This window comes from Pseudomonas tremae, from assembly GCF_001401155.1.
Taxonomy (GTDB): domain Bacteria; phylum Pseudomonadota; class Gammaproteobacteria; order Pseudomonadales; family Pseudomonadaceae; genus Aquipseudomonas; species Aquipseudomonas tremae.
Genome location: NZ_LJRO01000313.1, coordinates 1 through 20,338, shown reverse-complemented (window position 1 = coordinate 20,338; position 20,338 = coordinate 1). Strand labels below are relative to the sequence as shown.

Annotated in this window: 19 protein-coding genes, 1 other RNA gene and 1 pseudogene; 9 read left to right on the top strand and 12 right to left on the bottom strand. The window is 55.9% G+C overall.

All coding sequences use genetic code 11. The features are described from left to right. Positions 1–64: 64 nt before the first annotated feature. The 7 genes from greA to grpE form a co-directional block, all read right to left on the bottom strand. Positions 65–541, bottom strand: a complete 477-nt coding sequence (gene greA / locus ALO43_RS17780; RefSeq protein WP_002555134.1) for a transcription elongation factor GreA — start codon at positions 539–541, stop codon at positions 65–67. Continuing rightward, a complete protein-coding gene (carB, locus tag ALO43_RS17775) occupies positions 538–3,759 on the bottom strand; it encodes a carbamoyl-phosphate synthase large subunit (protein ID WP_005888978.1) in 3,222 nt (1,073 codons plus the stop codon). The genes greA and carB overlap by 4 nt, the downstream gene beginning before the upstream one ends. A gap of 137 nt (positions 3,760–3,896) precedes the next feature. Continuing rightward, positions 3,897–5,033, bottom strand: a complete 1,137-nt coding sequence (gene carA, locus ALO43_RS17770; protein ID WP_005888976.1) for a glutamine-hydrolyzing carbamoyl-phosphate synthase small subunit — start codon at positions 5,031–5,033, stop codon at positions 3,897–3,899. A 215-nt stretch (positions 5,034–5,248) separates the two neighbouring features. Beyond that, complete coding sequence (dapB, locus tag ALO43_RS17765; RefSeq protein WP_005888974.1) at positions 5,249–6,052, bottom strand: 4-hydroxy-tetrahydrodipicolinate reductase; 804 nt, start codon at positions 6,050–6,052, stop codon at positions 5,249–5,251. Positions 6,053–6,074: 22 nt separating this feature from the next. Further along, the gene (gene dnaJ, locus ALO43_RS17760) at positions 6,075–7,214 is read right to left on the bottom strand and encodes a molecular chaperone DnaJ (RefSeq protein WP_005888972.1); all 1,140 of its coding nucleotides are present in this window, start codon (positions 7,212–7,214) and stop codon (positions 6,075–6,077) included. Between the two features lie 326 nt (positions 7,215–7,540). Then, positions 7,541–9,457: a molecular chaperone DnaK gene (gene dnaK / locus ALO43_RS17755; protein WP_005888970.1), complete on the bottom strand. Its 1,917-nt coding sequence runs from the start codon at positions 9,455–9,457 to the stop codon at positions 7,541–7,543. 110 nt (positions 9,458–9,567) lie between these two features. After that, positions 9,568–10,131 carry a nucleotide exchange factor GrpE gene (grpE, locus tag ALO43_RS17750; RefSeq protein WP_005888968.1) on the bottom strand — a complete coding sequence of 188 codons (564 nt, stop codon included), beginning with the start codon at positions 10,129–10,131 and terminating at the stop codon, positions 9,568–9,570. A gap of 270 nt (positions 10,132–10,401) precedes the next feature. Here grpE and recN point away from each other — a divergent pair, with 270 nt between their 5' ends. Continuing rightward, positions 10,402–12,075 carry a DNA repair protein RecN gene (gene recN / locus ALO43_RS17745; RefSeq protein ID WP_005888965.1) on the top strand — a complete coding sequence of 558 codons (1,674 nt, stop codon included), beginning with the start codon at positions 10,402–10,404 and terminating at the stop codon, positions 12,073–12,075. 47 nt (positions 12,076–12,122) lie between these two features. Here the strand turns inward: recN and fur are convergent, their stop codons facing one another. Continuing rightward, a complete protein-coding gene (fur, locus tag ALO43_RS17740) occupies positions 12,123–12,530 on the bottom strand; it encodes a ferric iron uptake transcriptional regulator (protein ID WP_002555142.1) in 408 nt (135 codons plus the stop codon). Positions 12,531–12,628: 98 nt separating this feature from the next. Between fur and ALO43_RS17735 the strand changes: the two genes are divergently transcribed. Beyond that, on the top strand, positions 12,629–13,150 hold the full coding sequence (locus ALO43_RS17735; protein ID WP_005888962.1) for an outer membrane protein assembly factor BamE: 522 nt from the start codon (positions 12,629–12,631) through the stop codon (positions 13,148–13,150). 65 nt (positions 13,151–13,215) lie between these two features. On the opposite strand, the gene ALO43_RS17730 is transcribed toward ALO43_RS17735, so the two are convergent. Genes ALO43_RS17730 through ALO43_RS17720 form a run of 3 tightly spaced genes read right to left on the bottom strand, consistent with a single transcriptional unit; the run spans position 13,216 to position 15,368 of the window. Next, entirely contained in the window at positions 13,216–13,530 is a 315-nt protein-coding gene (locus tag ALO43_RS17730; RefSeq protein ID WP_005888960.1) for an RnfH family protein, read from the bottom strand. After that, on the bottom strand, positions 13,523–13,957 hold the full coding sequence (locus tag ALO43_RS17725; protein WP_005888959.1) for a type II toxin-antitoxin system RatA family toxin: 435 nt from the start codon (positions 13,955–13,957) through the stop codon (positions 13,523–13,525). The genes ALO43_RS17730 and ALO43_RS17725 overlap by 8 nt, the downstream gene beginning before the upstream one ends. Positions 13,958–13,964: 7 nt before the next feature. Beyond that, a complete protein-coding gene (locus ALO43_RS17720; RefSeq protein ID WP_024690090.1) occupies positions 13,965–15,368 on the bottom strand; it encodes a sodium-dependent transporter in 1,404 nt (467 codons plus the stop codon). A 113-nt stretch (positions 15,369–15,481) separates the two neighbouring features. Between ALO43_RS17720 and smpB the strand changes: the two genes are divergently transcribed. From smpB to ALO43_RS17690, 7 genes are all read left to right on the top strand, one after another. Further along, a complete protein-coding gene (gene smpB / locus ALO43_RS17715) occupies positions 15,482–15,964 on the top strand; it encodes an SsrA-binding protein SmpB (RefSeq protein WP_005888957.1) in 483 nt (160 codons plus the stop codon). A gap of 283 nt (positions 15,965–16,247) precedes the next feature. Further along, a complete protein-coding gene (locus ALO43_RS17710; protein ID WP_024668778.1) occupies positions 16,248–16,532 on the top strand; it encodes a hypothetical protein in 285 nt (94 codons plus the stop codon). Positions 16,533–16,643: 111 nt separating this feature from the next. After that, positions 16,644–17,035, top strand: a transfer-messenger RNA (tmRNA) gene (ssrA, locus tag ALO43_RS29155). A gap of 325 nt (positions 17,036–17,360) precedes the next feature. Then, positions 17,361–17,864, top strand: a complete 504-nt coding sequence (locus ALO43_RS17705; RefSeq protein WP_005888931.1) for an Hcp family type VI secretion system effector — start codon at positions 17,361–17,363, stop codon at positions 17,862–17,864. Between the two features lie 11 nt (positions 17,865–17,875). Continuing rightward, the gene (locus ALO43_RS32150; RefSeq protein ID WP_005888930.1) at positions 17,876–18,307 is read left to right on the top strand and encodes an STM2901 family protein; all 432 of its coding nucleotides are present in this window, start codon (positions 17,876–17,878) and stop codon (positions 18,305–18,307) included. A 2-nt stretch (positions 18,308–18,309) separates the two neighbouring features. Next, positions 18,310–18,735, top strand: a complete 426-nt coding sequence (locus ALO43_RS17695; RefSeq protein ID WP_005888928.1) for a DUF1493 family protein — start codon at positions 18,310–18,312, stop codon at positions 18,733–18,735. A 286-nt stretch (positions 18,736–19,021) separates the two neighbouring features. Beyond that, entirely contained in the window at positions 19,022–19,588 is a 567-nt protein-coding gene (locus ALO43_RS17690) for a GNAT family N-acetyltransferase (protein WP_005888926.1), read from the top strand. A gap of 620 nt (positions 19,589–20,208) precedes the next feature. On the opposite strand, the pseudogene ALO43_RS17685 reads toward ALO43_RS17690, so the two are convergent. Next, positions 20,209–20,338 (bottom strand): annotated as a pseudogene (locus tag ALO43_RS17685) (GNAT family N-acetyltransferase); the annotation flags it as partial.

Below are 20,338 nucleotides of genomic sequence, written 5' to 3'. Positions count from 1 at the left end.
CGCCAAAAGCGCGCCCTGACTCTTTTTTACCACTGACTGCGCCCGCCACAGCGGGCGACAGGCATCAGATATGACGCACTTCGATGATTTCGTACTCGATGACGCCACTCGGCGTTTTTACGACAACGACATCACCCTCTTCCTTGGCAATCAAGGCACGGGCGATGGGCGAACCCACTGAAATCTTGCCCTTCTTGATATCCGCCTCGTCCTCACCCACGATCTGGTAGACCACGCTTTCATCCGTTTCGACGTTGGCGATTTCGACTGTCGTGCCGAAAATAACCTTGCCGGTATGCGGGATAGTCGTGACATCGATCACCACAGCGTTCTGCATGCGGCCTTCGATATCACGAATACGTGCCTCGACCATACCCTGCTGCTCACGAGCAGCATGGTATTCGGCGTTTTCCTTAAGGTCGCCCAGCTCACGCGCAGTACCGATGTCCTGGCTCAACTTTGGACGAATCACCTTGGTCAGGTGAGTCAGTTCTTCTTCCAGGGCGCGAGCGCCCTGAACAGTCATTGGGTATTTGATCATGCCTTCAATCCTGCATGGAGATCCTGCAAGCGACGCACGGTCTTCTCGGGACCGAACTTGAGCGCTTCACAGATCGCTTCGCCCGCTGCAATGGTAGTGGTGCAGTAGATTTTATGCTGCAAGGCGTTGCGACGGATGGAGTAGGAATCTGCGATCGACTGACGCCCCTCGGTGGTGTTGATGATCAGCGTGACTTCGTCATTCTTGATCATGTCGACCACGTGTGGACGGCCTTCGGTGACCTTGTTGACGCGACGCACTTTCAGGCCTGCCGCCTCGATCAGCTTGGCAGTCCCCGCCGTTGCGACGATCTCGAAGCCCAGATTGATGAGGTCACGAGCGACCGCTTCAACCAGAGGCTTGTCATCGTCCCGCACGCTGATGAACGCAGTGCCACCCGTTGGCAACACTTCGCTGGCGCCCATCTGGGCTTTGGCGAACGCTTCACCGAAGGTATCGCCTACGCCCATCACTTCGCCGGTCGACTTCATTTCCGGGCCGAGGATCGGGTCAACGCCAGGGAACTTGGCAAACGGGAACACGGCCTCTTTCACACTGTAGAAATTCGGAATGATTTCCTTGGTGAAGTTCAGCTCTTTCAGGGTTTTACCTGCCATCACGCGAGCGGCGATCATGGCCAGGGAAACACCGATGCACTTGGACACGAACGGCACGGTGCGCGATGCACGCGGGTTCACTTCAATGACGTAGATATCTTCGCCTTGAAGGGCCAGCTGTACGTTCATCAGTCCGACGACGCCTAATTCCAGAGCCATCTTCTTGACCTGCTCGCGCATCTCGTCCTGGATATGAGCAGGCAGCGAGTATGGCGGCAGCGAGCATGCGGAGTCACCGGAGTGAACGCCCGCCTGTTCGATGTGCTGCATGATCGCGCCGATCACCACATCGGTGCCGTCGCAGACCGCATCGACGTCCATCTCGATTGCACAGTTCAGGAAGTGGTCGAGCAACACAGGGCTGTCGTTGGAGACCTGAACCGCCTCACGCAGGTAACGCTTGAGCTCGTCTTCCTGGTAAACGATTTCCATCGCCCGACCGCCCAACACGTAGGACGGACGCACCACCAGCGGGTAACCGATCTTGGCCGCAGCCCGAATAGCTTCATCTTCACTGCGCACGGTAGCGTTTGGCGGCTGACGCAGGTTCAGACGCTCGACCATGTGCTGGAACCGCTCGCGGTCTTCGGCACGGTCGATGGCATCAGGGCTGGTACCGATAATCGGCACGCCAGCAGCTTCCAAAGCGCGAGCCAGTTTCAATGGCGTCTGGCCACCGTACTGGACGATGACGCCTTTCGGCTTCTCGACGCGCACGATTTCCAGCACGTCTTCCAGAGTGACTGGCTCGAAGTACAGACGGTCGGAAGTGTCGTAGTCAGTGGAAACGGTTTCCGGGTTGCAGTTGACCATGATGGTCTCGTACCCGTCTTCACGCAGCGCCAAAGCGGCATGGACGCAGCAGTAATCGAACTCGATACCCTGGCCGATGCGGTTCGGGCCACCACCAAGGATCATGATCTTGTCGCGAGTCGAAGGGTTGGCTTCGCATTCTTCTTCGTACGTGGAGTACAGGTACGCTGTATCGGTGGCGAACTCGGCTGCGCAGGTATCGACACGCTTGTAGACCGGGAACACTTCGAGTTTGTGGCGATGCGTACGCAGATTCTTCTCGGTGACGCCCAGCAGCTTGGCCAGACGCGCATCGGAGAAGCCCTTGCGCTTGAGGCGGAACATCAGGTCGCGATCGATAGCCGACAGACCCAGGGTCTTGACCTTTTCCTCGTCCTTGACCAGATCCTCGATCTGAACCAGGAACCAGGGGTCAATCATGTTCATGGCGAAGATGTCTTCGACCGACATGCCCGCACGGAATGCATCGGCGACATACCAGATGCGCTCGGCACCCGGCACAGTCAGCTCACGCTTGAGCGTGCTCATGCTTTCCGGATGGCTCAGGTCCAGCTTCGGGTCAAGACCACAAACGCCCACTTCCAGACCGCGCAGGGCTTTTTGCAAGGACTCCTGGAAGGTGCGGCCGATGGCCATGACTTCACCGACCGACTTCATCTGAGTGGTCAGGCGGGCATCTGCGTTGGCGAACTTCTCGAACGCAAAGCGCGGCAGCTTGGTGACCACGTAATCGATGGACGGCTCGAAAGACGCCGGTGTCTTGCCGCCAGTGATTTCGTTCGACAGTTCGTCGAGGGTGTAACCGACAGCCAGCTTGGCAGCGACCCGGGCAATCGGAAAACCGGTGGCCTTGGAGGCCAGCGCCGAAGAGCGCGAAACACGCGGGTTCATTTCGATCACGACCATGCGACCGGTGTCCGGGCAGATGCCGAACTGTACGTTGGAACCGCCGGTTTCAACGCCGATCTCACGCAGTACCGCCAGCGAGGCGTTACGCAGGATCTGGTATTCCTTGTCGGTCAGGGTCTGTGCGGGCGCAACGGTGATCGAGTCGCCGGTGTGCACGCCCATCGGATCGAAGTTTTCAATGGAGCAGACGATGATGCAGTTGTCCTTTTTGTCGCGGACAACTTCCATTTCGTACTCTTTCCAGCCGATCAGAGATTCATCGATCAGCAGTTCCTTGGTCGGCGACAGGTCCAGACCGCGGGCGCAGATTTCTTCGAACTCTTCGCGGTTGTAAGCGATACCGCCGCCCGTGCCACCCATCGTGAATGAAGGACGGATGATGCAAGGGAAGCCGAGTTTTTCAAGAACCGCGTTGGCTTCTTCCATGCTGTGCGCGATGCCGGAACGTGGGCACGCCAGGCCGATGGACTTCATGGCCTTGTCGAAACGCGAGCGGTCTTCAGCCTTGTCGATGGTGTCGGCATTGGCGCCGATCATCTCGACGCCGAACTTCTCCAGGACGCCTTCGCGCTCCAGGTCCAGCGCGCAGTTCAGCGCGGTCTGGCCACCCATGGTCGGCAGCAGTGCGTCCGGGCGCTCTTTTTCGATGATCTTGGCAACGGTCTGCCACTTGATCGGTTCGATATAGGTCGCGTCGGCCATCGCCGGGTCAGTCATGATGGTGGCGGGGTTGGAGTTCACCAGGATGACGCGGTAGCCCTCTTCGCGCAGTGCCTTGCAGGCCTGGGCGCCAGAGTAGTCGAACTCACAGGCCTGGCCGATCACGATGGGGCCGGCACCAAGAATCAGGATGCTTTTTATGTCTGTACGTTTTGGCATGGTTGGTCACTCAAATCCGCAGGTTCAGTCGGCAAGCCGTCTTGAACATTTATCTGAGGTGGCCGGGGCGGCAGCAACCGGACATTGGGTCCGGGGCCGCCCTGGGCACCTGCGTATTACAGTCTCAAGGCAACCGGTCAGCGGCGCTTGGCCATGGCTTCGATAAAGCGATCAAACAGCGGCGCTACATCGTTCGGGCCAGGGCTCGCTTCGGGGTGACCCTGGAAGCTGAACGCGCTCTTGTCGGTCAGCTCGATACCCTGCAGGGTGCCGTCGAACAGCGACTTGTGGATAGCGCGAACGTTGCCCGGCAGCGTCGCTTCATCAACCGCAAAACCGTGGTTCTGGCTGGTGATCATCACAACGCCGGTGTCCAGATCCTGAACCGGGTGGTTTGCACCGTGGTGGCCGTGACCCATTTTCACGGTCTTGGCGCCAGCAGCCAGCGCCAGCAACTGGTGACCGAGGCAGATGCCGAATACCGGCAATTCGGTTTGCAGCACTTCTCTGATGGCCTTTATAGCGTAGTCGCAAGGCTCGGGATCACCCGGGCCGTTGGACAGGAAAACGCCGTCCGGCTTGTAGGCAAGCACTTCGCTGGCAGGCGTTTGCGCCGGGACCACTGTCACACGGCAACCGCGCTCTACGAGCATGCGCAGGATGTTGACCTTGATGCCATAGTCGTAGGCGACAACGTGGTAAGGCAGCTCGGAAGCAGCGATCTCAGGGTGGCTGTCGGTCTTCAGATTCCAGACACTGTGGCGCCACTCATAAGTGTCCTTGGTGCTGACTTCCTTCGCCAGATCCATGCCCTTGAGGCCAGGGAAGCCGCGAGCGGCAGCAATGGCTGCCTCTTCCGAAATGTTATCGCCTGCCATGATGCAGCCGTTCTGGGCGCCTTTCTCACGCAGGATGCGGGTCAGGCGACGCGTGTCGATGCCAGCGATGGCAACGACGTTGTTGGCTTTCAGGTAATCACCGAGAGACATCTTGTTACGCCAGTTGCTGGCTACAAGCGGCAGGTCACGAATGACCAGGCCGGCTGACCACACACGATCAGACTCTGCGTCTTCAGGTGTAGTACCGGTGTTGCCGATATGAGGGTAAGTCAGGGTAACGATCTGCTGGGCGTAGGAAGGATCGGTAAGAATTTCCTGATAGCCTGTCATTGCGGTGTTGAACACCACCTCACCAACGGTCTGACCGTCGGCTCCAATGGCTTCGCCGCGAAAAATGCTGCCATCAGCAAGGGCGAGTATGGCTGGCTTAGTCAAGAAGACCTCCCGTAAATAAAACCTGAAAGGGCGATCGCAGGCTGCAAAAAAGCGGAATGACGTAGTAACGTCACCCCGCTTTCTTATGGAATCATCTGCGCGCTTTTAGTGGACACACTAAAGCTGTAGCTTACAGAAAAGGCCCATTTTGGTCTACCACCAATGAGCCTGAAAAGCGGGAAAATGCGACAGGGTCTTGGCCGGCCCTGTAAAAATCAATGCAGACCCAATACATCCTGCATGTCATAGAGCCCTGGAGCCTTGCCTTCAAGCCACATGGCCGCACGAACCGCGCCTTTGGCGAAGGTCATGCGGCTGGATGCCTTGTGAGTAATCTCGACCCGCTCACCTTCAGCTGCGAACAGCACGGTATGATCACCGACCACGTCACCCGCACGAATGGTCGCAAAGCCGATGGTCTGGCGATCACGCGCGCCGGTCTGGCCTTCACGCCCATAGACAGCGACTTTTTCCAGATCCCGGCCCAGTGCATTGGCAACCACCTCACCCATACGCAGGGCGGTTCCGGAAGGCGCATCGACCTTGTGCCGATGGTGCGCCTCGGTGATTTCGATATCGACCTCATCACCCAGAACCCGCGCCGCAGTGTCGAGCAGTTTCAGGCAAAGATTCACACCGATGCTGAAATTGGCGGCAAACACGATCGGAATGTCTTTGCCCGCCTCTGCCAGACGCTGCTTTTCTTCGGCACTGAAACCGGTCGTGCCAATAATCATGGCCTTACCTGCCTTGCGGCAGAACGCCAGGTTCTTCAGCGTCACCGACGGATGAGTAAAATCGATCAGCACGTCGAACTCGTCCGCCACTTTTGCCAGATCACCTGACAGCGGCACACCGATACGACCCAGCGCCGCCAACTCGCCGGCATCAGCCCCCACCAGCGTGCTGTCGGGACGATCGACAGCAGCAGTCAGCCCGGCGCCAGGCGCCTGCTGAACCGCTTCGATCAAAGTCTTGCCCATGCGCCCTGCGGCACCTACTACAGCAATACGTCGCATGCTCTGCTCCTGTTTGTCAGCCTTACAGATCGCCGAAGAAACGCTTCACACCCTCAAACCAGCCACTGGCCTTGGGAGAGTGGGATTCGTCGTTTTCGAGCGATGTGCGGAACTCTTCAAGCAATTCACGCTGACGCTTGCTCAGGTTGACCGGCGTCTCGACTGCCACGCGGCACATCAAATCGCCCGCACCGCCGCCACGCACCGGAGCGACACCCTTGCCGCGCAAGCGGAACTGCTTGCCGGTCTGAGTACCTTCCGGAATCTTCAGTTTGACGCGACCGTCGAGCGTCGGCACTTCAAGCTCGCCGCCCAGCGCTGCATCGGTGAAGCTGATAGGCACTTCACAGAAAAGATGCTTGCCGTCACGCTGGAAGATCGCGTGTTCGCGCACATTGATCACGACATACAGGTCGCCAGTCGGCCCGCCCTGCACGCCCGCCTCGCCCTCACCAGACAGGCGGATACGGTCACCGGTATCGACGCCAGGCGGCACTTTGACGGAAAGCGTCTTGTACTCTTCAACACGACCTTCGCCATGACACGAATCGCACGGGTCGGAAATGATCTTGCCCTGACCATGACAGCGCGGGCAGGTTTGCTGCACAGAGAAGAAACCCTGCTGCATACGCACCTGACCAATACCGCCACAGGTAGGGCACGTCACGGGGGCCGAGCCTTTCTTGGCGCCGCTGCCGTCGCAAGGTTTGCAATTGACCAGTGTCGGAACACGAATATTCACGGTCGTGCCGCGAACTGCTTCTTCCAGATTCAGCTCCAGCGTGTAACGCAGATCGCTGCCACGCTGCGCACCGCCGCGACCACCGCCGCCGCCAGCGCGACCGCCACCGAAGAAATCGCTGAACACGTCGCCGAAGATATCGGAGAAATTGGCGCCACCGGCGCCGCCACCGAAACCGCCGCCACCCATGCCTGGGTCAACACCGGCATGACCATATTGATCGTAGGCAGCGCGCTTGCTGGCATCCGAAAGAACTTCGTAAGCCTCGTTGGCCTCTTTGAACAGTTCTTCCGACGCTTTGTCATCAGGGTTACGGTCAGGGTGGTGCTTCATTGCCAGACGACGGTAAGCCTTTTTCAGGTCTGCCTCGCTGGAGCCTCGCTCCACTCCCAACACTTCGTAATAATCACGCTTTGCCATAGTTCTTCCGTACTCTTGAGGACGTTCGGCAAGACTCTCCTGAGACCTGCCAAACTCGTTGAGCCCAACTCAGGCCCCGGACCCAACTCACGTCGATTCAACGATCCTGGTCTTCATTCAAAAGCCAGATATGACTGACCGGTAAAGCGGCAGAATGAGTCGCTACGCAGGAGCGTAGCGACCTTGCCACATGACATGCGGAGCGACTCCACACGTCGAAATTTTGGGTGTTCCAGACACGCCAACGCGGGAGCAAGCTCCCGCGCGGCGACATCCTACCAGCCACCGCCCGAAAGAGGTCAACCGGCTTTCAAGTGAGCCTGCGCTTACTTGTGGTCTTTCACTTCTTCAAACTCGGCGTCGACGACATCGTCAGCCTTGGTCGCTTCTTCAGCAGGCTTGGCTGCTGCTTCAGGGTTTTCGGCCTGCTCGGCATACATCTTCTGAGCGATTGGCGCGGAAACCTTCGACAACTCTTCGACCTTGGCTTCAATGACAGCCTTGTCGTCGCCCTTGATGGCAGCTTCCAGAGCAACCAGCGCAGCTTCGACGGCAGTCTTCTCTTCGGCAGTGACCTTGTCACCTGCGTCAGTGATCATCTTGCGAGTCGAATGGACCAGTGCATCGCCCTGGTTACGGGCAGATGCCAGCTCTTCGAACTTGCGGTCTTCTTCAGAGTTGGCTTCGGCGTCGCGAACCATCTTCTGAATTTCTTCCTCGGACAGACCGGAGTTGGCCTTGATCACGATGGACTGCTGCTTGCCGGTCGCCTTGTCTTTCGCGCCAACGTGCAAGATGCCGTTTGCGTCGATGTCGAAGGTTACTTCGATCTGTGGCACGCCGCGTGGAGCTGGCGGAATCTCGGCCAGATCGAACTTGCCCAACGATTTGTTCTGAGTCGCCTGCTTACGCTCACCTTGCAGCACGTGAATGGTCACGGCGTTCTGGTTGTCGTCAGCAGTCGAGAACACCTGAGATTTCTTGGTAGGAATCGTGGTGTTCTTCTCGATCAGCGCAGTCATCACGCCGCCCATGGTTTCGATACCCAGGGTCAGCGGGCTTACATCCAGCAGCAGAACGTCTTTGACATCACCGGCCAGTACAGCGCCCTGGATGGCAGCACCCATTGCAACAGCTTCGTCCGGGTTGACGTCTTTACGTGCTTCCTTACCGAAGAACTCGGTAACAAGCTTCTGGACCAGCGGCATACGAGTCTGACCACCGACCAGAATCACGTCGTTAATCTGGCTTCTTTCGATACCGGCATCTTTAAGCGCCATTTCGCACGGTGCGATAGTGCGCTGAACCAGGTCTTCAACCAGTGATTCCAACTTGGAACGCGAGATTTTCACGTTCAAATGCTTTGGACCGGTTGCATCTGCAGTGATGTAAGGCAGGTTGACATCGGTCGACTGGCTGGACGAAAGCTCGATCTTGGCTTTTTCAGCAGCCTCTTTCAGGCGCTGCATGGCCAGCGGGTCACCTTTAAGGTTCATGCCGCTTTCTTTCTTGAACTCGTCGACCAGGAAGTCGATCAGGCGAATATCGAAGTCTTCACCGCCCAGGAACGTGTCACCGTTGGTTGCCAACACTTCAAACTGGTGCTCGCCATCAACTTCAGCGATCTCGATAACCGAGACGTCGAAAGTGCCGCCACCCAGGTCATAAACGATGACAGTGTGATCGCCTTTGGCCTTGTCCATACCGTAAGCCAGCGCGGCTGCGGTTGGTTCGTTGATGATGCGCTTGACGTCCAGACCAGCAATACGGCCAGCGTCCTTGGTTGCCTGACGCTGACTGTCATTGAAGTAGGCCGGAACGGTAATGACCGCTTCGGTAACCGTTTCGCCGAGGTAGTCTTCGGCAGTCTTTTTCATTTTCTTCAGGATTTCAGCGGAAATCTGAGGAGGCGCCATTTTCTGGCCATTCACTTCAACCCAGGCATCACCGTTGTCAGCCTTGACGATCTTGTAAGGGACCATCTGGATATCTTTCTGAACGACATCCTCTTCGAACTTACGACCGATAAGGCGCTTCACCGCGTACAGAGTATTGTGCGGGTTGGTGACCGCCTGACGCTTGGCGGACTGACCGACCAGAATCTCGCCATCATTTGCATAAGCGATGATCGAAGGTGTAGTACGAGTACCTTCGGCGTTCTCGATAACCTTGACGTTACCGTTTTCCAGAATGGAGACGCAGGAGTTGGTAGTCCCCAAGTCGATACCGATAATTCTGCCCATCTTGACTCTCCCGAAACTTGCAAAATTTGAATGTGGTTGCCGCAATTGCGTTTACAACTTGCGGTAGCTCTTAAACGCTTGACCTTTAAATGGGGGCCTTACTGCTTATTTCAAGCCTGCTCGTTGATTGACGGCGTTGCAGGCGACGGTGCCTTGCTGACCACAACCATGGCCGGGCGCAACAGACGACCGTTAAGCTGATAACCCTTCTGGAACACTTTGAGCACCGTATTGGGCTCTACATCAGTACTTTCCTGCATGGCCATCGCCTGGTGCTGGTCAGCACTGAACGGTTGACCGTGCGGATCGATGGCTTCCAGCTGATAACGCTTGAGAGTGTCCTGGAACATCTTCAAGGTCAGCTCGATGCCTTCACGCATTGGACGAATGCTTTCATCGTCCGGACTGGACAGATCAAGGCCTCGCTCCAGACTGTCGATGATCGGCAAGAGATCACCGGCAAATTTTTCCAGCGCAAACTTGTGCGCCTTTTCAACATCCTGTTCGGCACGGCGGCGGACATTCTGCAGATCCGCAGCCACCCGAAGGGATTGGTCCTGCGCAGCAGCCAGTTGCTCTTCGAGCACCTGCACGCGGGTTGTCAACTCTTCACCCGCGCCTGCCTCGGCAGCCTGATCCTGAGCCTGCGCATCCAGATTCTGTTCGTCAGCCATAAGTATTCTCCTCTAAAAACTTCCGCGATCCCGATTCGCGCTTCTGTCCCCTATATGGGACCGGATTTTTCGGCTTCAAGGGTTCCAAGTCATCCAGATACGTATTCCCTGACAAAAAATCCGCCTTCCAGCCCCTCGGGAAAATCGCCTTGGCGAGCAACAGGGACTAAGAACCTCCGGAAACCGATTAAATCGAGCTAAGCAGGGGCATTGTCAGCAACAAGAAAAACACTGTATAAATAACCAGACAAACAGCCCGGGAGCCGCTCAATGCTGGTGCACCTTTCCGTACACAACTACGCCATCGTCGAACACCTTGATCTTGAACTGGATCGGGGCATGAGCGTCATCACCGGCGAAACCGGCGCTGGCAAATCGATCATGCTCGATGCTCTCGGGCTGACTCTGGGCGATCGGGCCGACAGCGGCGTGGTCAGGCCAGGTGCCGACAAGGCCGACATACTCGCCACGTTCGATCTGGGCGACATTCCCGAGGCCGAGGCCTGGCTGAAAGAGCGCGACCTGGACAACGACGGCCCTTGCATCCTGCGTCGCGTGATTACCGCCGAAGGTCGCTCACGCTCTTATATCAATGGTTCGCCCTGCCCTCAGGGCGACCTGAAAGCGCTGGGCGAACTGCTGATCGACATCCACAGTCAGCATGAGCATCAGTCGCTGCTCAAGACCGACACCCATCGTCGCCTGCTGGACGAATACGCTGGCGCAACCGACCTCGCACGTCAGGTCCATCTTGCCGCCCAGCGCTGGCGCCAGACACGCCAAGAGCTGGAGCGCCTTTCCAATTCCGGCGACGAACAACGCGCCCGGCATCAGCTATTGAGCTATCAACTGGAAGAGCTGGAAAGCCTGAGCCTCGGCGAGAACGAGCTTGAACAGCTCGAGCAGGAACACAAGGACCTGACCAACGCCGAAAGCCTGCTGAGCATCTGTCGGCAAGTAGTCGAGCAGTGCAGTGAAAGCGACTCCGGCAATGTGCTGAATGCCCTGACCGCCAGCCTTCACAGGCTCGGCAGTGTCGACCATTCGCCCTCGGCATTGAGCGAGGCGACAGGCTTGCTGTCCAGCGCCCAGATTCAGGTTGAAGAAGCGGTGGGCGAACTGAACCGCTTTCTGGATCATTTCGATGCCGATCCGGCTCGACTGCAACAGCTTGAAGAGCGACTCGATGCTATCTATACACTGGCACGCAAACATCGCATCCAGCCGGGCGAAGTCGCTACACTGCAACAGAAACTGCTGGATGAAATAGAAACGCTGAACGCCAATGACGAATCCATCGAGCGCTTGGAGCACGAAGTCCAGGCCTTCGCTCGCCACTACCAGGAAAAAGCCCGTGAGCTGAGCGATCTGCGCCACACGTCGTCGACAAAACTGGCCAGCGCCGTCGAACAGGAAATTCATCGCCTGGGCATGCCCGGCGGTCGCTTCCAGATCGAGCTTAAACCCAATGCCAATGCAGAACCGCTTCCGCATGGCCTGGAGCAGGTAGAACTGCTGGTCAGCGCCAACCCGGGCCAGCCGCTGAAGGCACTGGCGAAAGTCGCGTCAGGCGGTGAGCTTTCGAGAATCAGCCTCGCCATCCAGGTCATTACTGCGCAAACCTCGCGCGTCCCGACGCTGGTGTTCGACGAAGTCGACGTCGGCATTGGTGGCCCCACCGCTGAAATCGTGGGCCAGCTCTTGCGCCGCCTGGGTGAACGCGGGCAAGTGATGACCGTCACGCACCTTCCGCAGGTTGCAGCGCAGGGCCATCAGCACCTCTTCGTGCACAAGGTCAGGGACAACGACGCAACGCGCACAGCGGTTTCCAAACTCAGCAAAACTGAGCGCATAGAAGAAGTGGCCCGAATGCTGGGCGGCATCGACCTGACCAAGGAATCCCTGGCGCACGCCAAGAAGATGGTCGTCACGGCCAAAAGCTGAACGATAAAAAGCACAAAGGCGACCCTGGGTCGCCTTCGTTGCTAGTGCTATGCCTTCTTGTTGCGGACGTAGAGCACCAGATTGTGATCCACCAGGTCAAAGCCGTGTCTTTCGACAATGGCCTTCTGAAGCTTCTCGATTTCTTCGTCGAAGAACTCGATCACCTCACCTGACTCCACATTGACCATATGGTCGTGGTGGCCGCCGTCAGCCAGCTCGAACACAGCGTGACCGCCGTCGAAATTGTGGCGAACCACCAATCCCGCGGCTTCAAACTGGGTCAGGACACGGTAAACCGTGGCCAGGCCGACGTCCTCGCTAGCCTCCATGAGAGCCTTGTAGACATCCTCGGCGCTCATGTGGCGCTGCTCGGCAGAATCGAGCATTTGGAGTATTTTAACCCTCGGCAATGTTACCTTGAGTCCTGCTTTACGTAGTTCGCTATTTTCAACCATGGTCAGCTTTCTCGCAGACGCTGCTTCGCAGCTTCTCTTAATGCAGGTATGATCGGGGTTTACGTTGTCCCAGCCAAGATAGTGGAAGTCGCCCACCGATGCAAAACACCAAGCTCTTGCTAACCAGTTTCACCTTCGTGGGACTGCTCGCACTCGCCGGTTGTTCATTCCCCGGGGTTTACAAAATCGACATCCAGCAGGGTAATGTCGTCACGCAGGACATGATAGACCAGTTGCGCCCCGGAATGACCCGGCGGCAAGTACGGTTTATCATGGGCAACCCCCTGTTGACCGACACTTTCCACTCCAACCGGTGGGATTACCTGTACAGCCTGCAGCCAGGTGGCGGTGAACGCCAGCAGGAGCGTGTCAGTCTGGTATTCAACGACAGCGACCAACTGGTCAGCCTGTCAGGTGACTTCATGCCCGGCGTCAGTCGCGATGAGGCCATTCTCGGCAAAGGCAGCGATACCGCGACGCCTGCAGAGAAGCAACCTGAGCAGAAACCAGAAGAGCCAGCCAAACCAGGCTCGCTGCTGGACACTATCCAGAAGGACGTGGACAGCGTTGAGACCGTTCCGGTCCCGACCCAGGAGCCGCTGGACACTAACAACCGTTAGTCTTCAGACGCTCATCAAAAAGCCCGGCGTGCCGGGCTTTTTTGCGGGTCTCTTTCAGCAAATGTTCAGCCAGACAGCCCTCTTTTTTCACGCGCCTTGGCTGCGCGCAGACGTCTGATTTCCATCGGGTCGGCCAATAGCGGGCGATAAATCTCGATCCGCTCCCCTGCTGCCAGCAGACGCTCGGCGGGATTAGTGACCACTTTACCGAAAATACCCACCGGGCATTGAGTCAGATCCAGCTCGGGAAACTCCCGATCCATGCCACACATCGCCAGCGCCTGACTCACGGTCGAGCCGGCGGGGACCTCAACCGTCATCAACACCTGACGCTGTACCGAGGCATACACCACCTCGACCTGAATCGATGCCTCAGCCATGTAGCTCTTTCGCCCGCTGGCAGAACGCATCCACCAGCGTATTGGCCGCCTGATTGAACAGTGGCCCCAAGGTTGCGCGAACGATTGTCCCGGCGTAATCAAACGAAAGATCAAGGCTGATCTTGCAGGCTTTCTCACCCAACGGCTTGAAAGTCCAAACGCCGTGAAACTGCTCGAATGGCCCTTCGACCAGATCCATCACGATCGACTCGCCGGGAATCAGCGTGTTGCGCGTCATGAATTTCTGACTCAGACCGCTCTTGGCAATCTCCAGACTGGCGCGCATTTGCGCTTCACTGGCCTCCAGCACGGTGGCAGACGAACACCACGGCAGAAATTCGGGATAACGGGCCACGTCGTTGACCAGGTCGTAAAGAAACCTGGCCGGATAAGGCAATAAGGCAGAACGTTGTATGTGCGTAGTCATGTGAGCGTCATTTCCAGAGCTGAGCGGCAAACACCACAAGAATGCCGAGCGGCGCCACGTAGCGCATCAAAAAGAAGGTCAGGCTGAAGAGCAATGGGCTGCGAATCGACAATTCGTCGCGCACCGCCTCACGGTTCATCACCCAGCCAGCGAATACCACGAAACACAAACCACCCAGCGGCAGCATGATCCGCGAAGTGAAGAAATCAATGACTCCGAAGAAGTCGAGGCCAGTTGATGCCCCCCACTGGTAGAGGTGGAATACGCCCCCATCGTTCACGAAGAACTTCGCTTTTTGCCAAATATTGAAGGAAAACACCGTCCCGAGCCCGACAAACCAGCACGTAAACGCCAACCAGAACGTTACCCAGCCCCGGCGAACGCGGGTGCGTTCGACCAGATAAGCCACCATCGGCTCCAGCAATGAAATGGCCGAGCTCCAGGCTGCGACGGCCACCAATACAAAGAACACGATGCCCATCAACTGACCGAAAGCCACATTGCCGAACGCGTAAGGCAAGGTGACGAACATAAGGCCGGGGCCTTCACTCGGGTTGAGGCCGGCGGCAAACACAATCGGAAACAGTGCAAGCCCTGCCAGCAGCGAGACGAACGTGTCGAGCAATGCAATGCCGACGACGGTTGTGCTGATCGAGGCGTCTTTGGTCATGTAAGCGCCGTAGACCATGATCGAGCCAACGCCGACGCTCAACGAAAAGAACGCGTGGCCCATCGCCGGCAGCAAGCCATCCAGCACTTTGTCCGGGTTGAAGTCGAACATAAAATGCACACCTTCCATGAAGTGCCCGGTTGTCAGGCTATAGCCCAACAACGCCAGCATCAGCAGGAACAGCATGGGCATCATGATGCGCAGGCTTTTCTCCAGGCCCGCCTCGACGCCTTTGCCGATCACCACGGCCGATAGCAGCATGAACACGGTGTGCCACAGAATCAGGCGCCACGGGTCGGCAATTACAGCGCCAAAATACGCACCGACCTGATCCGGCGACACACCCTGAAAATCGCCGCGCCCCATGTCGATGATGTAATCCAGCGACCAGCCGCCCACCACACTATAAAAGGAGAGAATCAGCAACGCCGTGATCATCCCGGCGAAGGCCCCCCAGGACCAGCGCGCCGAATGTCCCGATTCCACCGCCAGGGTCTTGAGCGCATTGGCAGGGCTGAGGCGCGAGCGACGACCGATAAGCGTCTCCGCAATCATGACCGGAATGCCGATCAACGCGATGCACGCCAGAAACACCAGCACAAATGCGCCGCCGCCATAGGCACCGACCATGTACGGGAATTTCCAGATACTGCCCAGCCCCACGGCGGAACCAGTGGCAGCCAGGATGAACACCCAGCGGCTTGCCCAGCTACCGTGGACCGAAACCTTGTCCGTCGACATTATTGAAACGCCCAGCCAAAAAAGATCGCGCATTGTCCGGGATTCAACCTTTGTGCTCAAGCACGCGCTTTCCCGTAGCCGACATTGATGCAACTCCCTATAATGCGCCCCCTATGGCTAAGCTCAAGAAAAACCCCACAGGGACCATCGCGCAGAACAAGAAGGCGCGTCACGATTACTTCATCGAACACAAGTTCGAGGCCGGTCTGGTCCTGGCTGGCTGGGAAGTAAAAAGCCTGCGTGCCACAAAGGTACAGCTGGTCGACAGTTACGTGCTGCTCAAGGACGGTGAGGCCTGGCTGATGGGTTGCCACATCACGCCGCTCAAGACTGCCAGCACGCACGTCATCGCTGACCCGACACGCACCCGCAAACTCCTGCTGAACCAGCGCGAGCTCGAAAAGCTCACCACCGCGGTTCAGCAGAAAGGCTATGCCTGCGTGGCCCTTTCCATTTATTGGAAGCAGCACCTGATCAAGTGCGAAATTGCTTTGGGTAAGGGTAAGAAGGAATACGACAAGCGCCACACCGAGCGCGAACGCGACTCGGACCGCGAGCTGCAACGCGCCGTTCGCTCCAAGGGCAAGGACGAATAAGTCCTGCGACGCGTCCAATGCCATGCCCGTGCATTGGACGCCTCTTCACCTCAGCATTGCCCCCTCCTCCGCTAACAATTCACAATCTCCTCGAAGATCGCCCCACTTTGGTGCCCGAGCAGCCCTATGTGGCTTTTTCGCTCCAGCCCAAAAATAAAATAGAACGCCTGCGTTACGACACAGTCAATCCTTTAGGCCCAACTGTAAAACGGGCTTTCAAAACCCTCGGGCGACGGCGTCAAAGACCGGCCACACCGAGTCCACAGGTTATAAGGAGAGACACATGAAGCGTACCGCCCTCACTGGATTGTTCTTCAGCGCTGCCCTGTTGGCTTCGCCGGTTTTCGCCGCCGATGATTTGTGTGCTGCGAACATCAAGACCATCGAAAATGCCCAGGCCTCTTCCGGCACCAACCTGAGCCCTGAAAACAAGACCATGCTCGAAACCACCGAGAAGAACGCCAAGGCCGCTCAAGCCCAGAAGGACGAGAAAAAATGCGTCGAAATCACCACCAAGGTGATCACTTCGCTGAAAAACACTGGCTCGGGTAGCGAAGGCACTAAATAACACCGTCGATCAGGCTGGCTGTGCAGGCTGACCTGATCGATTGCAGCAAACGGGTCGACGTGGCACGCCAATCGGTGTACACTCCGCCCCAGCGATTGCGAAAGCAATCTCGGGGCCGATTTGGATTCGACGCCGGTGATGAAACTTTAGGTGCATGCCGAGTTGGTAACAGAACTCGTAAATCCACTGTTGCAACTTTCTATAGTTGCCAATGACGAAACCTACGGGGAATACGCTCTCGCCGCGTAAGCGGTGCTAGCCTTCCTTCTGGTAGCTTCGGCTCCAGCAATCATCAGGGGATGCCTGTAAACCCGAAATGATTGTCATATAGAACAGGATCGTCGCCTAGTACGTTGCGGACGAAGCGACTAAAACTTACGCAACTCGCCCAAAGCACCCTGCCCGTCGGGTCGCTGAGGGTTAACTTAATAGACACGGCTAAGCATGTAGTACCGACAGCGGAGTACTGGCGGACGGGGGTTCAAATCCCCCCGGCTCCACCATACAAGCGTTACAAATCAAGCACTTCGCGTTTACGCAAGTGCTTTTTTTGTGCCTTTTTGGGCTGTTTTGGCTGAGTGATGCAAGCTTAATGATAGCAAAAACACAGCGGACCAGTTGGCCGCAGAGGCTGGCAGAGATAGTGAAAGATTCTGATACTTGCCATCGACTGGAATCCGAACCAGAATGATGCGCCATTATAGGAATGGGGGTTACGCCGAGAGGTCAACCTATACTGTCTGACGGTTGCTTACGAGCCTTAGATACATACTTTATGCTATCGTGTAAAGGCAACAATTCACATTAAAAATATTCCAAGGAGCTGGAATGAGTATTGATGCATTTCTTTGGATTGATGCTATTAGTGGAGAGTCAACGGACTCTGACTGCAAAAACTGGATTGAGATTAGTACGTTTTGCTTATCAGCCGCTCAGTCAGTGTCAAGAACCGCAAGCTCGGCTGGCGGGGCTACAGTTGGCCGAGTGTACTTAAGCGACTTCAGCGTTGTAAAAACCATTGACACTTCGACACCTAAGATTTTCGAGGCATGTTGCGCAGGCCAACATATTAAGCAAATGAAGCTATGCGTGCGTCGTGCTGGCGGCGAAAAGCAAAAATATCTGGAATATGTGTTTGACGAAGTTATCATAAGCGGCGTTGCCTCCGGCAATCTATTTGAGCAATCGCCCTCAAACTTTCCCGAGGAGGTGGTAAGGTTTAGTTACGCTAAGGTCAGCATGCAGTATTCACAGCAAAGCCGAACCACCGGCTTGATAATTGGACAGATCTCCGGCGGCTGGGATCAAATACGAAATAGCACTTACGCATAAGGACATCTTAAGTGGCGAGAATATATTGTTATGACGGCGACTGCGGACTAACCGCGAATGAACTGCTATTTGTTATTGCCACGGAGGTGGCAATGGATGAATTTGGATTGGACGATGTAGGGGCTGCACTGTCCATCGTCTTAGGCGCCAATATAATACCTACTAGAGCGAAGCCTGGCGGAGCGATTAATAACACGTCGATCATGTCTATAGTCATGCGGCGCACTCTAAATAACCGCAAGTTCCCCGGAAGCTTCAGGGCACCGTCTCTTACAGGATGGTTCCCGCCGCACCTTCGATGGACACGAAGTATTGGTGGTTTCATCGCACGAGCAACACCCGTTATAGGATGGTCCTATACCGCATACGAGCTTGGTAAAATAGGCTACATAACGGTGAACACCTACAACTCTATCGTAGATGAACAAGATCAGGTTTTTTAAAAATGGATAGAAACGATCTGAACTATGAAATAGTTGACTATCTCGTAGAGAGAATCTACTTTTATGTTGGATTTGGCCGAAAGGCTTTTGAAACTCTCAGCCTCGCCACTAGAGTCAGCTGGGATCTAGGGCTTGATGGTGACGATGCCAGTGACTTTATGGAAAATTTTTTCGAACATTTTGGTGTTGACCCCGGCGACTACGACCATTACCGTTACTTCAAGCCAGAAGGGACTGACATTTTTGTGTTCTTCAGATCTAAAGACCGACGCGCAAAGAGGATCATGACGTTAGGCATGCTATATAACGCTGCCCAAACCAAGACATGGAACTGCGAAACTCTTGAAAACATAAACTTTAGCACTTCGCCAATTTACAATCGAACCGAAGAAATCCCTCTTGAGGGCTTTAGCATAAGAACAAGGTAATATCTGTGTCGGAGGATAGACCAGTGAACACTCGCCGAGTCGGCCCTTCCCGGACGATAAACTCGCCAGTCCGCATTTTCGTTTCTTGATACAGTGCTCAAATCTCCAGATTGTCGATCAATGACTTCTACAAATCTCGTTAGCATGATGTACCCCTTGATGACTGCCTTTGGCGGGTCATAGGGCGGTGCGCGCTTAGAACAGAAGCATTGACCAGAAGCCCCGCCAGAAATGGATAGGGCTTTTTCATTGCCCTTCCAACTCATTGATGACAAGGAGAGTGAAGATGCTGTTGATTCGCCCAGCCAAACGTACTAACACCGAGGCCGTGTTTGATATACGCCTCCAGGCGATCCGGCATCAATGCATTACCGTCGATACCGCTGAGCAGATAATGGCGTGGACTGATGTGCCGCTCACAGACCGATATCGGGCTTGGGTGGAAAAGGAGTACCACTTTGCCTGGTTGGGCGAGATACCGGTCGCAACAGGTCTGATTGATTTCCAGTCTGGAGAGATAGGCGCTATTTTCGTATTGCCTGCATTCATGGGACAGGGGATTGGCAAGACAATGCTCCTATACCTTGAGCGACTGGCCTTTAAAGCTGCGATCGTCGACATCCATTTAGATGCTACCTCTAACGCAACCGCGTTCTATCGTCGGTGTGGCTATCACGGAGATATTCAAGCTTTCTATACCTCGCCCACCGGTCTTGAGCTGGCTTGTACACCGATGCGGAAAAACTCCGGCATCTTTATAGCGATTGGCTGCATCCCAATCCAGGGCCTTGGCGAAAAACTCATCCAACTGGCCATTAAACGGATCACCGCTGGCGTGCGGACGCCAGACTGAAATCTGATCCTCGCGCTCCAATCGTTTATCCACAAAGCAAATGCGGTGAGCGATCTGGCCAAGTAAAAATACGTCCACGCGAAAGGGGTCGAGAATGTCGCCCGCTCCGCTGAACACATCTTCGGGCAGTTGCAACTGCGTGCTTTTAAGCAGTGTCCGGATGTCTTTGACTGTGGTTTGTTCGGAAATAAATGAGGCGTAGTATTCCGAGGTCACAATAGTGGCGTTATCCGTTGCATACCACAAATTGTGGCAATCCACGTCGCGGTGAGCCATGCCCATACCATGCAGCTCTGCAAATGGTACCAACAAGGCTCGTACGTGGTCAGCACGTTGATCCATTGTCCAAGTGGGCCCGTTTTGATTTAAGTAACGATCAAAGCGCTTCATGTTGTGCCTAAGCTCAAAAGCTTCGGCGTAATAGGTCTGAATGTCCTCCGGGTCTAGGCCAAAGGCCGGCCGCAGCATGAACTGTTCAAGTCAACTATTTTCGGTACGTGCACGGCACTACTGAGCCTATCACCCTTGCTATCGAACAAGTTGAAAAAGCGAAACGTATGGGATGTCGTGACAAGCTAGCCGAAATATTATCGTTTTTTATCCCAGAGAGAGCCCCCCCTTCAAACATCCCCCTCCCGCCGCACCATCGAATACCGATCAATATCTTCCCGCAACACCCAACCCTGCCCCGACCAGTACCGCCCAGCAGCCTCATTCGTCTTCATCACATCCAGATGGCACTTATAAATC

Excerpts from the sequence above, each read along its gene's own strand:
- greA (WP_002555134.1), bottom strand. The coding sequence starts at position 541 with ATGATCAAATACCCAATGACTGTTCAGGGCGCTCGCGCCCTGGAAGAA.
- carB (WP_005888978.1), bottom strand. The coding sequence starts at position 3,759 with ATGCCAAAACGTACAGACATAAAAAGCATCCTGATTCTTGGTGCCGGC.
- dapB (WP_005888974.1), bottom strand. The coding sequence starts at position 6,052 with ATGCGACGTATTGCTGTAGTAGGTGCCGCAGGGCGCATGGGCAAGACT.
- dnaJ (WP_005888972.1), bottom strand. The coding sequence starts at position 7,214 with ATGGCAAAGCGTGATTATTACGAAGTGTTGGGAGTGGAGCGAGGCTCC.
- dnaK (WP_005888970.1), bottom strand. The coding sequence starts at position 9,457 with ATGGGCAGAATTATCGGTATCGACTTGGGGACTACCAACTCCTGCGTC.
- grpE (WP_005888968.1), bottom strand. The coding sequence starts at position 10,131 with ATGGCTGACGAACAGAATCTGGATGCGCAGGCTCAGGATCAGGCTGCC.
- recN (WP_005888965.1), top strand. The coding sequence starts at position 10,402 with ATGCTGGTGCACCTTTCCGTACACAACTACGCCATCGTCGAACACCTT.
- fur (WP_002555142.1), bottom strand. The coding sequence starts at position 12,530 with ATGGTTGAAAATAGCGAACTACGTAAAGCAGGACTCAAGGTAACATTG.
- ALO43_RS17735 (WP_005888962.1), top strand. The coding sequence starts at position 12,629 with ATGCAAAACACCAAGCTCTTGCTAACCAGTTTCACCTTCGTGGGACTG.
- ALO43_RS17730 (WP_005888960.1), bottom strand. The coding sequence starts at position 13,530 with ATGGCTGAGGCATCGATTCAGGTCGAGGTGGTGTATGCCTCGGTACAG.
- ALO43_RS17725 (WP_005888959.1), bottom strand. The coding sequence starts at position 13,957 with ATGACTACGCACATACAACGTTCTGCCTTATTGCCTTATCCGGCCAGG.
- ALO43_RS17720 (WP_024690090.1), bottom strand. The coding sequence starts at position 15,368 with ATGTCGACGGACAAGGTTTCGGTCCACGGTAGCTGGGCAAGCCGCTGG.
- smpB (WP_005888957.1), top strand. The coding sequence starts at position 15,482 with ATGGCTAAGCTCAAGAAAAACCCCACAGGGACCATCGCGCAGAACAAG.
- ALO43_RS17710 (WP_024668778.1), top strand. The coding sequence starts at position 16,248 with ATGAAGCGTACCGCCCTCACTGGATTGTTCTTCAGCGCTGCCCTGTTG.
- ALO43_RS17705 (WP_005888931.1), top strand. The coding sequence starts at position 17,361 with ATGAGTATTGATGCATTTCTTTGGATTGATGCTATTAGTGGAGAGTCA.
- ALO43_RS17695 (WP_005888928.1), top strand. The coding sequence starts at position 18,310 with ATGGATAGAAACGATCTGAACTATGAAATAGTTGACTATCTCGTAGAG.
- ALO43_RS17690 (WP_005888926.1), top strand. The coding sequence starts at position 19,022 with ATGCTGTTGATTCGCCCAGCCAAACGTACTAACACCGAGGCCGTGTTT.